Genomic DNA, 15,356 nt, shown 5'->3' with positions numbered 1-15,356 from the left:
CTGCCGCACCGATCCATCGATCCTCGCGGTAGGGCACCGGGACGTGCCCGGAGCCGAGGTGCCGTTACCGTCAGTGCCCGTCGACAGTCATCGTCGTCTCAGCGTGCTGCACGAACACCGGGTCCATGCTGAACCCCCACCGCGGATCCGCGGCGATCGCGTAGGCCTGCTGGTCGGTGACCGGGACCTGGGCCAGGCGGGAACCGTTGCCGAAGAAGAGGCCGTTGGCGATGGTGACCTCGATCTGGACTCCGTCGACCCGGTTCAGCAGCACCTCGACCTCCTTCAGGCTCGACGTGCCGGTCCCCTTCGCCTCCGTGTGCAGGATGCGGACCTGGCTCCCGTCGGCCAGGGTGCCGCGGGCGCAGGTGGCGGTACGGCCGCTGGGCACGGTGACGTCGTCGCACAAGGGCGCGTCCTGCGGCATGACGCCGGGACGATCGAGGAACACCTCGGCTTCGGCCGTGCCGCCGTCGACACTGAACTCGACTTGAACCTGCGTCATGACGTTGGACGCGGACATGAGCGAACCGTGGACCCCGGGGACCGCCTTGCCGGGCAGCAGCTCTTGGAGCAGCGCCCCGTACGCCTTGAGGGTAGCCGGGACGCCGTTCGCCGGCGGGTTCGCCGCGACCGGCGCCGGCAGCGACGGGAGCTGCACGACCGTCGCCGGCGTCCCGCCGGCCGGTCTGGCGCCGGACGGCGGCGACGAGGGCACGCCGCCTGCCAACGACGAAGCCGACGACGGAACCGACGGCGCCGACGAGGCCGACGAGGGAGCCGAGGACGCGGACGACGGAGCCGAGGACGCCGACGACGGCGCCGAAGTCGGCCTCCCACCGTGCCCGGGTCCGGCCGCGCCGGAGCCCCCGCCTCCGGACCCGATCCGTCCGGACAGGACCACGGCACCCACCACCACCGCCGCGACCGCACCGGTCCCGCTCACGATCCTGATCTGCTGCTGCCGCCTGCGCAGCCGGCGGCCGTGCGCCAGCGCGTCCGCCGCCAGCCCGCTCGACACCCCGCCGCCCCCGGCGGCCAGTTCGTCGCGGAGCTGCTCCTTGAAACCACTGTCGCTGAACATCTCGATTCCCTCCGCTGCGGGTCCGCGTCTGAGTGGGTGGCCGAGTGGGTGGCCGAGTGGGTGACCGTCACGCCTCGACCGGGAACTGGTCACCGAGCAACTCCCGCAGCTCGGCCAGCGCCCGCGCCGACGTCGACTTCACCGCGGACGCGCTCATCCCGAGCAGGTCCGCGGCGGACTCGACGCTGTGGTCCTCCCAGTACCGCAGCACGACCACGGCCCGCCGCCTGGGAGACAGCCGCGCCAGCGCCTCCAGCAGCGTCAACCGCAGGTCGGCGGAGTCGTCGGCGGCAGGCCGGTCGGGCAGCACGGCGGACGGCCGCTCGTGCCAACTCCGGCGCCGCTGCTGGCTGAGGAACTCGTTGAGCAGGATCCGCTTGGCGTACCCGTCTATCGAACCGTCGTCATGCAGCCGGTGCCAGGCCACGTAGACCTTCGCCAACGCCAGCTGCGTCAGGTCCTGAGCCCGATGCCAGTCACCGCATATCAGGTACGCGGTCTCGCCGAGGCGCGATGCCTTGGCCGCCGCGTACGCACTGAACTCCGCATCACGATCCACACCCTCTATACGCATCGAGGGCACGGTCGCGACTCACCCCCCGCGCGATTGTTCAGCGATCACCGGCCGGATCGACGGCCTCGGCATGCGCCAGCAGCATGCCCGCCAGCTGACGCGCCTCCTCGACGGTCAGCCCGGCCCAGCACCGCTCCAGGTCACCGCGGTTCAGGCTCGTCCCCAGCACGACGCGATCAGCGTGGTGACCGCCGGGATCCGGCTGCAACGTGTTCACGGTCAACTCGCGTCCGCAGGTAGTGCGCATCACGTCACGGGCTCTGCGGGCCGGGCCACCGCCGGATGCCGTCATGCCGTCGTCCTCCTCGGTTGTGTTCAGATGGGCTATTCGGCACAACACACGAGGTGGCGAGCCTCTTCCCGAGGGCCGCTGGTCCGCCGAACAGCCCGCGGAGACCGCCGCGGCGCCACCGCCGACCGGATCCGGGCTCGCCCTCCTGATCCCGGCGGCGATCGGCTGCGCGGTGTCGCTGGGCATCCGCCTCTACGCACATGTCCACACTCCGGCCGGCCTCGCGGTCAACGTCGCCGGTTTCTCCGGCCCGCTGCCCGCGAAGGCCTGGCTCACGACGATCGCCATCAAGGTCGCCGACGGACAGATCTCGCTGGCTTGATCGAGCTAGTCCGTCACCACCTCCAGCACCGGTGCCGTGCCGACGGCACCGTGGTTCGTGGCGAGGATCGCGGCCAGCCCCGCAGCAGCCTGCGACACCCCGATCGCCACCACGCCACTGGCAGCCGCCGCCTGCACCAGACCGGTGACGTCGAGTCCGACCCAGTCCGCGGTGTTGCTCAACGGCCCGCTGCCGTATGCGGTCCGGATGGCGGGCGCCGTGTTCCACGTGACCGTCGCCTCGCTCCAGGAACTGCTGCTCAGACCGTAGGCACCGACCGTGGTCATGCTGCCTCCGGAATCGGCGACATAGCCGTTGACCCACAGCACCGCCCGGGTGACCGAGCCCGTGATCGCGGCCGTGTCGAACTTCAGAAGGCTGACACGGTCGTAGCCGCTGGACGCCGACTTCACCACCATCGTGGTCTGGCCGCCGTAGTTGGTTGCCGCGTAGGACCCGTCCCGCACATAGCAGTTGTCGGTCGCCGCCAACGCAGTCGCGGTACACGGCGTGAGGGCGGTGCCGGACGTGGACAGCGTCACGCTGTGACTGGAGCCCCGTGACCCTCCGGTCTCGACAAGAAGCTTCACTTGACCGCCCGAGGTCGACAGGACGGTGACGCCGGGATCGCCGCTGACGACGGAGACGTAGCCCGACGCCGCTACGACGACCTGAACCGTCGAGGAGCCCCATGTCGGATCGGACACCGCGATCGTCAGGCTACCGCCGTTCTCCCGCGTCACGACCGAGGCCGGCGCACTGACGGTGATCGCCCCGGCCGTCCCGGCCGCGAAGAAGTTGGCCATGGTCACGCCGAGCCCGGCGTGCGTGATCGCCTGCACCGACGCCGTGTTGCTCAGGACGCCGACCTCGGGACTCGCCGCGTAGGCCGCGGTCTGGGCCGGCGTCGCGCCGGGCAGGACGACGTAGGAATAGGTGGCTCCCGCCGGGTTCGCACCGTGGTTGAACGCGATGCTCAAGTAGGGCCGGGTGTCGTCGGCCAGCGTGCTGGGGGCCAGGCCGTTGACCGTGTGCCAGTTGCCCGTCTGGTTCGTGAGCGCGAACTCGACGTTGTTCGCTCCCGCCGGCCAAAGGAAGTAGTAGCCGGCAACGCCGCTGATGCACGCGGAATGCACCGCGCTGACGGTCGTGGACCAGCCGGGGCTGGTGGACTGCGCCGCGCCGTTGACGTAGAGCGTGTTGGCCCCGGCGCTGTGCAGGTTACGGTTCTCCACCGTCGTCCGCACCGTGTCGCCGCTGCTCGACGTGATGCCCGCACCCAGCGCGACGACCTCGTCATCGAGGCAGAACCATGATTTACAGCCCGTGAGGCCGTTCGAGTAGGCCTGCAACTGCATGCCCACCGAGCCGTACGCGCCCGACGCCGCACCGCCGACCCACCTCGTGCTCGGCTTGGTGGCCTCGCCCGCCGAGGCGGCGACCGTGCCGGAATCCGCGGTGACGCCAGGCAGCCGCAGCGGGTCGACCGTGTCCCAGAAAGCGTCGTTGAACTGCGCGACGTCGCCGTCCAGGTACAGGTAGCCCATACCGTCGCCGGTGTACCAGCCGTGCACGTTCTCGCCGTTGATCGCCTCGTAACGCTCCACCAGCCACGACGACATCGCCAGCGAGTACGCCCACCCGGGACGCCGGTGGATCGCCCGGGCCATGACCGGGAACTGGCGATGGCCGGCCGGCTCGGGCGCGGCGGCGACCGAACCGTCGGCCAGCACCGACTCGGCCACCGCGATCCCGGAGACGCCCGGCACCGACACGGTCACCGAGGCCCCGCTGGTGAAGTCGACGACCTGCTGCGTCGTGGTGGCCACGGTGCAGCTCGTGTTGCGCTGCAACCAGCCCTTCGCCGCGGCCCGCCACGCGGCGGCCTTCGCGGGATCGGCGGTCGCCTGCGCGTACCGGAGCACGGTCAACGCCGCGCTGAAGCCGTCCTGGGCATCGGTCTCGTTGAACCGCGACACCGCGCGTCCCCGCACCGCGTCGATCATCAGCCCGTTGTAGACGACCGGCGCCAGGGCGGTGTCCACGCCGTCGAAGACCACCGCCAGGTTCGGATCGGTGATCGCCCACGACGAGTCCTTCAGCAGCAGCGCGAGCGCGACCACGTCGGCGAAGAAGATCTTGCCGTAGGTGCCGGTGTAGGCCACCCCGCCGTGCTGGATGAACGAACCGTCGGCGTAGAGCCCGTCACTCCACATGACCAGCGGCAACGCCGGCGACATCGCCGCCACACCCGTGCTGATGGGCGTCGCGGCGCCACCGAGCGCCCCACGCACGATGACGCTGCGGCACAGGTCGAGCCGGTTCGCCCCGGTGGAGGTGGTGACTCCCCCACTGACAGACCTCTGTTTCGCCGGGTCCGGTACGAAGGCGTCGATGACCGCGCAATAGCTGGCCACCTGCGCGGCGGAGAGCGCGGGATACATCAGGATCGCCGCGTCCTCCAACGCCTGCGTCGCCCCGATCTGCCAGTCCCACCAGTTGTCGTACATGGCCGTACTCGCCGAATAGGGCCCGCCGACCATGAAGTCGAGACCCCCGGTCACGGCCGCGGCCACCGTCGCGCTCCCCGTGTAGCCGCTTCCCGGCGTGACGTATGCCAACGCCAGGGTCCGCAGCCGGTTCAGGCTCGACGTGATGTTCGCCGAGACGGTGCCGAGCGGCAGATCCGTCCACAGCGCCGCCCGCCCCGAGCCCACCTGCATCGACCCCGACCACGCCTGCGTCAGACTATTGAGTCCCGCCAACGCCGGCGCGTAGACGGCGTTCCCCGGATCAATGGCACCACCTGACAGGTAGGCGCTCCACGAACTCCGCAGCGCCGCATAGGGATCGGTCGCCGCCATCGCCGGCGGAGCACCGTCCAGCGACAACGCCAACGCCCCGAATCCGGCCCCACTCCATGCCAGCAACCGCCGCCGGCTCACCCGAGGCTGTTCACGACTACTCACGGACCACTCCTGCCGATGCGGACTGCACGTGCGTGTCGCGCAAGGTAAACCGGTTCCACGATTTCCGTCAAGAGCACGGCCACAGATGACCGGGAACTCGGCCAATCCGACTAGTAACCGTTTTCGTCACACAGTCCTTCGGCGCCACCCCCAGTCGTCCGGGTTCCGCCAGCTCACGATCCTGGCTCCGGGCGGCGGCTGCTCCACGACCTCCTGGCCGAACACGCGATTGATCGAGCTGTTCCCGTTCACCGAGATGTCGGCGCCGTACACGTGCAGCGACACCGCCCGGCCGGTACCGCCGTTGGACACCCGGTGGATGTCCTCGTCCGGCGGCACCAGGAACTGGACCCGGCCGGGCGTACAGGTCGTGCGGCCGGTGGGAACCAGGACTTTGCGACCGGAACCCGCGAGCCGCCACAGCCGGAACGACTCGTCCACCTCGGCGCCCTCCACCACCCCCGCCACGCACCAGGCGACATGGTCGTGGATCGGCGTGCGCTGGTCCGGCAGCCAGGTCAGAGCCACCACCGAGTGGGTGGGACCGGCATACAGGAGACGTTGCGTGTAGCCGCCTTCGTCACCCTCGCACAAGTCGTCCGGGACGATCAGGCCGGCCTCCAGATACCGGCGCAGGGTGTCGGCGGTGGTCTGCGGGGTCAGGACACCGATCGCGGCGTAGCGGTCGAGGTCGGAGAGGAACGTGTCGAGGTGGGAGCCGAGGCCGCCGTCCTGCTTCATGCCTTCGCGTTTCATGCCGTCGTGCTTCATGCCGCTCGCCGACCGCCGACCGGTTTCTCGTCCTGCGTCCCGATCTCCTCCCACCGGATCCGGGCATGCCGCGGCGAGTCGGCGGTGAACAACTCGTGGCCGACGCGGTCACGCCAGTCGGCGGCGCCCGGCACCGTCAGGAACCTGATTCCGGCCGCCGCGGCCGACGCCGCGCCGAACGCCCCGAGGGCGAACGGGTCACGTCCGGTGGCCGCGGCCAAGGCGACGGTCGGCAGATCGACGCCGGTGGTCAGCTGCAGCAGATCGGTGATGCGGTCGCCGGGCAGGCGGGCCGCGACCTCCATCAGAACCGGGCCGTGCGGGGACAGCCGCAGCTCGCAATGGAACGGGCCGCGAGTGACGCCGACCGCCCGGACCACCGCCTCCGCGTAGGACGTGAGGGCGGCCGCCTCCCAGGGCAGCAGGTCGGCGGGCGTCAGGTGGCCGGTCTCGACGAACGCGGGCTCCGGACCGAGCAGCTTGCGCGTCACCGCCACCACGCTCGGCGTGCCGTCCGCCACAAAGCCGTCCGCACTGAACTCGGGTCCTGACAGGTACTGTTCGACGATGACGGCACGGCCCAGCCCGACCCCGAGGTCCAGACGGGTGTCCCGCAGGATGGCGGCCACCGCGGCACGGGCCCCGCGCACGTCGTCGACGCGGCGCACCCCCATGCTTCCGCAGCCGTCGGCGGGCTTGACGACCGCGGGGAAGCCCACGTGGGCGCAGGCCGCCGGGAGATCGGCCGGGTCGTCGAGCTCTGCGAAGCGCGGCCCGGCCAGGCCGGCGGCCGCCACCGCCGCCCGCATCGAAGGCTTGTCGCGCACCAGGTCCACGGTCGCCGGATCCAGGCCGGGCAGGCCGAGGGCCGCGGAGATCCGGGCGGCGCTCGGGACGCGGTACTCGCACCCCGCGACCACACCGTCGATCGGCGCGCGCCGGTGCTCCCCCGCCACCGCGGCCGCCAACGCGGTCTCGTCGTTGGTGTCGACGGTGATGATGCGGGCCGCCGCGGCGCGCGCCGCCGGATCCAGCCGCCGGTCGCCCTGGTCGTGGGAGGCGACGAGCGGCTGCCAGCCCAGCGCGGCGGCGCGGTGGACGAGGGCCAGCCCCGAGGACGCGGGTTCGAGGATGGCGACGCGGACGGTCATGGTTGCTCCTGGGACGGGACGAACGAAGGCAGAGGGACGGGAGGGTGATCGCGGACGGGAGGGTGATCGCGGACGGCACGCCCCAGGCCGCGCAGGGCGGCGGCGTTGACCGTGGTCGCGGCGATCGCCGCCAGCAGCACCAGGGCCGGCAGGCGTCCCGCCGGGGCCGCCGCGACGAGCAGGCCGGAGACGGGATTGGGCAGCAGCCCGGTGAGAACGACGGCCGCGGTGACGCCGCCGTAGTTCTGGGCGGGGACGGCGCGCGCCCGGATCGTGCGCAGATGGACCTGCACCGCGCCGAGCGTTCCGAGCACCAGCGCCGCCGAGACGAAGAAGACCGGCAGGCTGCGGGCGGTGCCGGCGGCGAATCCGGCGAGTGACAGCACGGCGAAGGCCCCCGCCCCGACCCGGTCCGGCTCGTACCGCTCCAGGCCGCGCCGGGCCAGTGCCACGCCGACCAGCGAGAGGCAGAAGCCGCAGGCCCACAGGACGCCGACCGCGGTGGGCGGGCAGTCGTAGCGCTTGAGCAGCAGCGGCGGCGCCGCGACGATGACGACGCCGTAGAGCAGGTTCGACGCGCTGTAGACGGCGGCGACACGCCGCAGGTCGGGACGGCGCCGGACGGTGGCCAGGCCCGCGAGGACGCCGGTTTCCGTCGGGAGCTCGGCGACTGCCGCGACCGCGCCCTCCGCACCGACGGCGGAGGCACTTGTCGGCCGCCCGCCGAGGGGCCACGCCAGGAGCGTCACGAGCGCCGATGCCCCGGTGATCGCGGCGACGGCGACCGCCGAACCGGCGAGCAGCAGCACGGAGGCGAGCAGCGGCCCGGCCATCCGCGCCGCCTCGTCGATCGCGGTCTGCACGGCCTGGATCCGCGGCACCCGCTCGGGCTCGCGCGCGCCGAGCTGCGCGCCGACCGACTCGGCCGCGATGAAGGTGCTCTCGAAGGAGAGCCCTGACACGATCCCGAACCCCGCCGCACACCACCACGCGGCCGGATGGGCGATCAGCACGGCGAGGAGCGCGACGCCGGCGACGGTGCGGACCGCACCCGCGGCGCGATAGACGGTCCCGGGACCGAGGCGGTCCACGAGCGCTCCCGCGTGGGGGATGACAGCCAGCCGCAGAACCCACTCGACGCAGAAGCTGAGGCCCGACCACGCCGCACTGCCGGTGGCGTGCAGAACGATCAGCGGGACCGCGATCTCCGTGGCCGAGGACGCCAGCGCGTCGGCGGCGCGCAGCGGATAGGCGCGGCGCGGAGTAGGGGCGTGGCCTCGGCGGCCGCTGCGACTGCGGTGGCCGCGCTGGCCGCGCTGGTCCCGCTGGCCGGGCTGGCCGCGGTGACTGCCGTGTCTAGGGGCGGGCATCGGCGTGCCCCGCTGCCGCCTCAAGCGCTTCCGCTATGACGCGTACGGCCCCGACCCGCTCAGCCTCAACCGCCTCGACCGGCGCCGCATCGAGCTCGAACACGAACTCCCGCAGCGCCCGCGCCATCCCCTCCAGGACCGCGTCCGTATCCGTGCCCCGGAACCGGAACCCGGCGACCAGGTCCTCGCCCTCCAGCACCTTCCCGACCTCGGCCGATACCTGCGCGTACAAGCCCGGGATCCGCCCACTCAGGTCTTCGACCCGGCGCACGCGCGCCCCGACGGTCCCCGGCACGAGCAACGCGCCCCCGACCGCCGGACCGCCCGGCGCCGCGGGCTCCTGTCCCATCTGCAGCCTGATCCACTCCCGGACCAGGTCGAACCCGTGCACCTCGGCCAGCGTCCAGGGAATCAGGCAGCCGCCGACCCGCGCTCCGACCTCCAGGAAGACCGGCCCGTCCGGGGCGTCGATCGCCTCGAGGTGGAACGCGCCGTCCGCGAGGCCCAGCGCGTCCAGGCACCGCAGGGCGAAGTCCAGAATCCGCCGCCCGTCGGGGCCGTCGTCGCACACGCTCGCCGTCGGCTGGCCGCTCGCGAAGCCCAGCGGCGTCCCGAGATACCGGGAGGCGCACGCGAACCACGGGGCGCCGGCCCGCATCAGCCCGTCGACATGCCACAGCGTCCCCGTGACGAACTCCTCGGCGTGCAGGTCGGCGAAGTCCGCACCCTCCAGATACGGTGCCGGGTCAGCGCCGGAGGGGATGACCCGCACTCCCGCCGCGGCGGCCCCCGTGCGGGGCTTGAGCACGGTGGCGCCGGCCACCGTGGCGGCGAACCGGGCGACCGCCCCCGCCGAGTCCACGACCTCCAGACGCGGCACGCGCAGCCCGGCCCGGGCCACCGTCTCCTTCATGAGCGGCTTGTCCCGGAAGCGCAGCAAATCCGCCACGCCGGGACCGGGAACGCCGAACTCGTCCCGGATCCGGCCGCCGAGCAGCAGGTTGAACTCCGACAGCGCCAGCACCCGGTCGACGCCGCCGAGCGCTCCCCGGCAGCGGCGCGCCGCCGCGAGCAGCTCCTCGTCGTCCGCACCCGGGGCGACGACTTCCACCGATCGCGCCTCGGCGGGCACCCGCGGCAGATGCCCGGGCACCGTCACATACGCCACCGAATGCTCATGGTGGTCGATATGGGCACCGTAGTCGGAGAACTCGTCGTCCCACCGGTTGATGATCAAAACACGCATGGCGACACGGCACCATGCGGGGATCGATGAGCGATTACGGGTTGGTTGACGCCCCCGTGGATCCCAGGTCGGCGAGCGCCGCACGGCATCGCGCGAGCAGCCACCGGAGGTTGAAGCGCAGGGCCGTGGCCTCGCCGACGGTCCGCACGACCGTCGCGAGCAACTCGGCGGCTCGTTCGGTCTCCCCGCTGTGGAACAGGGCCAAACCCAGAACCCCGGAGCTGAACGTGACGCCCTGGCCGACGCCGATCTCCTCGGCGATCGCCAGCGCCTCCTCGGCCGCGGCGACCGCCTCGGCATGCCGGCCGGTCATGGCCAGGCCGATGGCGTAGAGGTCCAGGCTGTCCTTGGTCCCCAAGGTGAACCCGCCATCGCGGCTCCAGGCGACGGCCGTCTCGGCGAAACCGACGGCTTCCTCCCACCTCCCGGCGGCGATGCACACCAGCGCGGACGCCCTCCGCGCGGTCCCGGATTCCGGGTCCAGGATCCGGGACCGGTCCGCGGCCTCCCGGGCGGCGTCAAGGTCTCCGTCCGCCTCCAGGATGCAGGCCGCGACCTTGTACAGGGCGCTGGATTCGGCGAGAGCGTTGCCGGCGTCCCGGAACCGGGCCGCCGCGTCGTACAGCAGCTCCAGACCGCCGGCCGGTTCCTGCGGTGCGAGCACGTAGCCCAGCAGCGCACGGGACTGGGCGGCGATGTAGGGCTCCGGGTCCTCCACGGCGACGGCCTTCCGCAGGGAGTCCACGCACTCCGGCAGCGGCGGCGTCGGTCCGACGCGGACGCTGCCGCGCACGTAGGCGGCGCGCGCCAAGGCGGTCCCGTCCCCGAGCTCCGCGGCCCGGGCCATCGTCGCCGCGGCGGCTGCGGCCGTCGACGAGGCGTGGACGGCGCGGTCGACCCAGTACGTGTCCATGAGCAGCAGCAGGGCCCCGGCGTTGTCCACCCCGGCCGGTCCGGCGATGGCGACCTGCCCGAGCGCGGCCATCAGCGACGGGAGTCCGGCGTTGATCTGGAACCCCGGGGCCAGCGTGGTGGCCAGCTCCGGCAGCACCAGCCCGGCCGCCGGGAGGTATTCCTCGTCTTCGAGGTCGAGGCTGCACACCGCCGCGTAGAAGTACTCGAGCATCCGGTCCACACAGCCGGCGGCCGTCGCCGGATCCGTCTTCTCCCGGGCGAACAGCCGGACCAGGTCGTGGTAGCGGTAGCGGCCTTGTTCCGGGGTCTCCAGCAGTCCCAGGTCGACCAGCTGCTCGGCCAGGTCCTCGGCCTCGTCGTCGCCGGTCTCCAGGAGCGCGGCGGCCAAAGGGACGCTCAGGGTCGGGACGTCGGGCCCGGCCAGCAGCCGGAACGCGCGGGCGAGGCGGTCGTCCAGCTGCGAGTAGCTGAGCTCGAAGGTGGCCCGGACCGCGAGGTCGCCGGCCTGCAGCCGGGCCAGCCGCCGGCCGGCGTCGGCCAGGTTCGCGGCGAGGTGCGCGACCGTCCAGCCGGGCCGCGCGGCCAGGCGGGCGGCGGCGATCTGCACCGCCAGCGGCAGGTGGCCGCAGGCCGCCACGATCTCCTGGGCCGCGGGCCGGTCGGCGGCGACGCGCTCGGCACCGGCGACGGCTGTGAACAGGGCGAGGGCCTCCTCCGGCGCCAGGACGCCGAGATCGACGTCGGCCCCGGAGCCGAGCCCCCACAACGCCGCCCGGCCGGTCGCCAGCACCGCGCAGCCCGCGGACCCGGGAATCAGGGGACGTAGTTGGGCCGCCGACGCGGCGTTGTCGAGCACCAACAGCATCCGGCGGCCGGCCACGACGCTCCGGAACAGCGCGGACCGTTCGTCGACCGTCTCGGGGATCTCCCCCTCGGGAACGCCGACGCCGCTCAGGAACGCGGCCAGGACCTCGGCGGGCTCGGCCGGCTCGGCGCTCACCCCGCGCAGGTCGACGTACAGCTGCCCGTCGGGATACCGGTCCCGGAGCCGGTGGGCGACGTGCACGGCGAGGGCGGTCTTGCCGACGCCGCCGACGCCGGTCACGGTGACGACCGGCGGGACCCGGCCGTCGGCCGTCGTGATCGCCGCCATGAGCTGGGCGACGCGGTCCCCGCGGCCGGTGAAGTGTGATGGCGCCGCGGGCAGCTGGGCCGGGCTGAGGCGCGGGGGCGCCGCGGGCGGGGAGTCCGAGGCCGGTTTGGTGCCTTCGCCGCCACCGGTACCGCCAGTGGTGCCGCCGGTGCCGCCGGTGCCGCCGGTGGTGCCGCCGGTGCCGCCAGTGGTGTCGCCGGTGCCGATGCCGGTGCCGGTGCCGGTGCCACCGGATCCGACGCCGCCGTCCAGCGCCGCCGCCTGCCCGGTCGCCGGCCCGGCCGCCGCCACCAGTCCCGGATCCGCGCGCACGATCCGCAGATGCAGCTCCGCCTGCTCCGGGCCGGGCAACACTCCCAGTTCCTCGTCCAGCCTGCGCCGCAGCTGCTCGAAGAGTTCCAGCGCCTCGCCCTGCCGCCCGCAGCGGTACAACGCCAGCATCGACAACCGATACAGGCTCTCCCGCATCGGATGCGCCGCGATCAGCTCCGTGAGCTCGGCGACCGCTTCCCCCGCCCTCCCCAACTCCAGCATGGCTTCCAGCCGCGCCTCCGTCGCGTCCAGATGTCTGGCCGCCAAGCTGTCACGATGGACCGCGATCTGCCGCCCCGGCACTCCGGCGAGCGGCTCCCCGCGCCACAGCGCCAGCGCCGCGGACAGATCTTCGAATGCTCGTCGGTGGTTTCCGGTGGCGGCGGCGGACCGGGCCTGGTCCACCAGGGTGTCGAACACCTCCAGGTCCGACGCCCCGGGCTCGATCCGCAGAGCGTAACCATCGCCCTCGGTGACCAAGGGGCTGTCACCCGTCCGGCCGGGATCCAGAACCGTCCGCAGCCGGAAGACGTAGGTGCGAACCGACCTCTTCAGACTCGTCCCGCGGCCGTCCTCTCCCCAGATCGCCGTGCAGAGGTCGTCGACAGAGACCTGCTTCCCCCGCTGCAACACCAGCAAAGCCAGGAGCGCCTGCTGCTGCGGCGCCCCGGCCGGCAAGGCCTCCTCCCCGCGCCACATCGCCACCGGCCCCAGAACGCCGAACCTGTACTCCATGACCCCCGCCCCCGGTTTTCCGCATAGCCTGCTCGCCCCAGCTTGTACCAGTGATCAACTCTAACCACCGCCGGCGACCGCGGCTGGAACGGTCCGGGTCCGTCCGGGCAGCGGCTCGGACGGACCCGGACAGACCTGGACGGTGACTCAGTTCAGAACATCCCAGTCGGCCGCCGTCCCCGGCGGGGCCAGGACCACCGAACCACCGACCACCGACAGCACCCCGCCGCCGGCGGCGTTGACGACGCTCAGGCCGCCGTCCGAGGCCGGCGTGACGATCCACTTCTGGCGCGGATCGGCCGGATCGAACACGGTCGAGGCCGTGACCGGCGAGCCCGCCGCGCCGGCCGCGGTCAGCGAGCCGTGCTGCTGGGCGGCGCTGTAGCAGGCGTCGAAGATCCGCACCGTGCCGTCCGGGTTGGGCGCGAACTGCCACCACTCCGACCAGTGCGAGTCCCACCAGGTGTTCACATCCAGCGGCGCGTTCGCGGGCGCCGCCGCACACTGCCCCGCGACCTCGAGGGCCTGCCCGGTGGCACCGTGCACGGCCAACCCGTGATAGCCGCCGTCGCCCACGACCGACGGCTGGGCGGCGGTGATGCGGAACAGGGCCACGCCGTGCGGTTCGACGTCCGCGCTCAGCGATCCGGTGACACTGAGCGTTCCGGTCGTCTTCGTCCACAGCTCGCGATACGCCTCGCCGGTACCGCCGATGCCCAGGGCCGCTGCGCTGACGCTGATCGTCCGGGTGTTCGCCGGATCCTGATTCACGAGCAGCACCGCGACGTCCCCGTTCGCCAACCGCCGCTCCAGCACCACCGGCGCGGTGCTGGACGCCGGCGGCGACCCGACCAGGGTGGCCGGCGTGCCCTGCCGGTCCTGGTCGATCGCGACGACGTCGGCGTTCTCGTAGATCGCCAGGCTGCTGGCCGAGACACCCGTCGACCACGTCACACCGTTATCGGTGTGCTGTGACTGCGCCGCCGGACGCAGGTCCGCCCCCGAGACGAGCGGTGCAGCGGTCATCGCCAGAATCGACATCTCGGTCCGCGACTCGGTGTCGGTGAACGGCTTGTGGCAGGGACAGTTATCGGTGACGCCGTACACGCCATATGGGTCGAGCCACCCGGTGAACATCATGTCCATGTCGTTCCAGGACCCGGGTCGCACGTTACCGGCGTAGGCCAGGGTCGTGGCGAGCTGACCGTTGTACAGCACACCGTCGAGCTCGCTGTCCCGATCACCACCGATCCGGCACATGTTGGCCACTTGCCCGCACCACACCCCGGTCGGCGCATAGCCGGGAGCCCGGTCCGGCGGCGTCCCAGCCGCCACGATGACCGGATCGGTGCGGGCCGGATCGTTCGCGGATTCCAGATACGGCACGCCGGTGTGCACCGGCTGAGCCGAGACACTGACCACCACCCGCGGACGCCCCTGCGCCGCCGACGCCGCGTCGAGCGCCTGCTGGAACGCCCGCACGCGCGAGTACATCGACTGTGTCAGTTCCCTGCCTTCGCCCTGCGTCCCGTAGTTGTGGCCGTCCGGTCCGACGACCGGCGGGCCATAAGGGCAATCGTCGTATTTGACGAAGTCCACGCCCCACGCGACGAAGTCGGCCGCGTCGGTGGCCTCGTGCCCCAGACTGCCGGGATGGCCTTGGCAGGTGGTGTAGGTGTCCGTCGCGTAGAGGCCGAACTTCATCCCCTTGCTGTGCGCGTACCAAGCGAGATACGCGATTCCATTGAGCGTCCGTCCCTGAACGACCTGGGACGGGAATGCACTGTTCGGCGTCAGGTGTCCGGAGGTGGGATCGACGCCGGAGCCGTCCAGACCGTCGACCGGATTCCCCGCCGCGTCGTACAACTGCATCGCGCCGTACGACGTCTTGGCGAAGTTCGTGCTCTGATCACTCCGCCACGGGACCGACCAGCCGTCGTCGATGGTCACGGTGTCGTAGCCGGCCGCGACCATGCCCGACGAGACCATGTAGTCGACGGTCTGCTGCACCTCCGTCTCCGTGACGGCGGGCCCGAAACTGTTCCACGAGTTCCACCCCATCGGAGGTGTCAGCGCCAGGCCGTTGTCCAGCCGGACAGCCGCGGACGCCGGTGCCGACGCGGAGGCCGCACCCGTCGTCCCCACCGTCAGCGCAGTCAGCACCGCGAGCGAGGCGCACGCAGCCGCAAGGTTCTTCTTCAGCATCCCGGACCAGCCCTTCAGCTCGTCTGGAAGCCGGTGAAGTCGACCTCGCCGCTGTCGCCGGAACCGACGTTGTGCGCGGTCATGAACGCACCGACGTCCTGGGTCGCGTTCACACCCGGAACGGTGGCCGTTCCCACCTGGTTCCAGGTCGTACCGTCGGTCGAGTAGTAGCCGGTGAACGTCGAGCCGGAGCGGACCAGCTTCAGCCACGACGGATACACCGCCGAGCCGAGCCCGGAGTCCGGCGGCGAGCTGTT

Annotated in this window: 11 protein-coding genes; 1 reads left to right on the top strand and 10 read right to left on the bottom strand. The window is 72.2% G+C overall.

All coding sequences use genetic code 11. The features are described from left to right. Positions 1–70: 70 nt before the first annotated feature. The 3 genes from ABD466_RS10880 to ABD466_RS10870 form a co-directional block, all read right to left on the bottom strand. A complete protein-coding gene (locus ABD466_RS10880) occupies positions 71–1,084 on the bottom strand; it encodes a hypothetical protein (RefSeq protein ID WP_344656841.1) in 1,014 nt (337 codons plus the stop codon). Between the two features lie 67 nt (positions 1,085–1,151). Then, positions 1,152–1,658, bottom strand: coding sequence for a SigE family RNA polymerase sigma factor (locus ABD466_RS10875; protein ID WP_344656840.1), 507 nt, complete (start codon positions 1,656–1,658; stop codon positions 1,152–1,154). A gap of 37 nt (positions 1,659–1,695) precedes the next feature. Beyond that, positions 1,696–1,950, bottom strand: a complete 255-nt coding sequence (locus tag ABD466_RS10870; protein ID WP_344656839.1) for a hypothetical protein — start codon at positions 1,948–1,950, stop codon at positions 1,696–1,698. 19 nt (positions 1,951–1,969) lie between these two features. Between ABD466_RS10870 and ABD466_RS10865 the strand changes: the two genes are divergently transcribed. Then, entirely contained in the window at positions 1,970–2,272 is a 303-nt protein-coding gene (locus tag ABD466_RS10865; RefSeq protein ID WP_344656838.1) for a DUF6529 family protein, read from the top strand. Positions 2,273–2,277: 5 nt separating this feature from the next. Here ABD466_RS10865 and ABD466_RS10860 read toward each other — a convergent pair whose 3' ends face one another. From ABD466_RS10860 to ABD466_RS10830, 7 genes are all read right to left on the bottom strand, one after another. After that, positions 2,278–5,241: a polysaccharide lyase family 8 super-sandwich domain-containing protein gene (locus tag ABD466_RS10860; RefSeq protein WP_344656837.1), complete on the bottom strand. Its 2,964-nt coding sequence runs from the start codon at positions 5,239–5,241 to the stop codon at positions 2,278–2,280. Between the two features lie 126 nt (positions 5,242–5,367). Next, a complete protein-coding gene (locus tag ABD466_RS10855; protein WP_344656836.1) occupies positions 5,368–5,997 on the bottom strand; it encodes a cysteine dioxygenase family protein in 630 nt (209 codons plus the stop codon). An 11-nt stretch (positions 5,998–6,008) separates the two neighbouring features. Then, positions 6,009–7,163 (bottom strand): ATP-grasp domain-containing protein, encoded by a 1,155-nt coding sequence (locus ABD466_RS10850; protein WP_344656835.1) that lies wholly within the window; start codon positions 7,161–7,163, stop codon positions 6,009–6,011. After that, positions 7,160–8,533 (bottom strand): MFS transporter, encoded by a 1,374-nt coding sequence (locus tag ABD466_RS10845; protein ID WP_344656834.1) that lies wholly within the window; start codon positions 8,531–8,533, stop codon positions 7,160–7,162. The genes ABD466_RS10850 and ABD466_RS10845 overlap by 4 nt, the downstream gene beginning before the upstream one ends. Further along, entirely contained in the window at positions 8,520–9,779 is a 1,260-nt protein-coding gene (locus ABD466_RS10840) for an ATP-grasp domain-containing protein (protein WP_344656833.1), read from the bottom strand. Before ABD466_RS10840 ends, ABD466_RS10845 begins: the two co-directional genes overlap by 14 nt. Before the next feature lie 34 nt (positions 9,780–9,813). Further along, entirely contained in the window at positions 9,814–12,894 is a 3,081-nt protein-coding gene (locus tag ABD466_RS10835) for an AfsR/SARP family transcriptional regulator (protein ID WP_344656832.1), read from the bottom strand. 147 nt (positions 12,895–13,041) lie between these two features. After that, the gene (locus tag ABD466_RS10830) at positions 13,042–15,099 is read right to left on the bottom strand and encodes an alpha-galactosidase (protein ID WP_344656831.1); all 2,058 of its coding nucleotides are present in this window, start codon (positions 15,097–15,099) and stop codon (positions 13,042–13,044) included. Positions 15,100–15,356: the final 257 nt, after the last annotated feature.

This window comes from Catenulispora subtropica (assembly GCF_039531675.1).
Taxonomy (GTDB): domain Bacteria; phylum Actinomycetota; class Actinomycetes; order Streptomycetales; family Catenulisporaceae; genus Catenulispora; species Catenulispora subtropica.
Note: the sequence above shows the minus strand (reverse complement) of the source record. Positions and strands in the feature narration are given on the sequence as shown.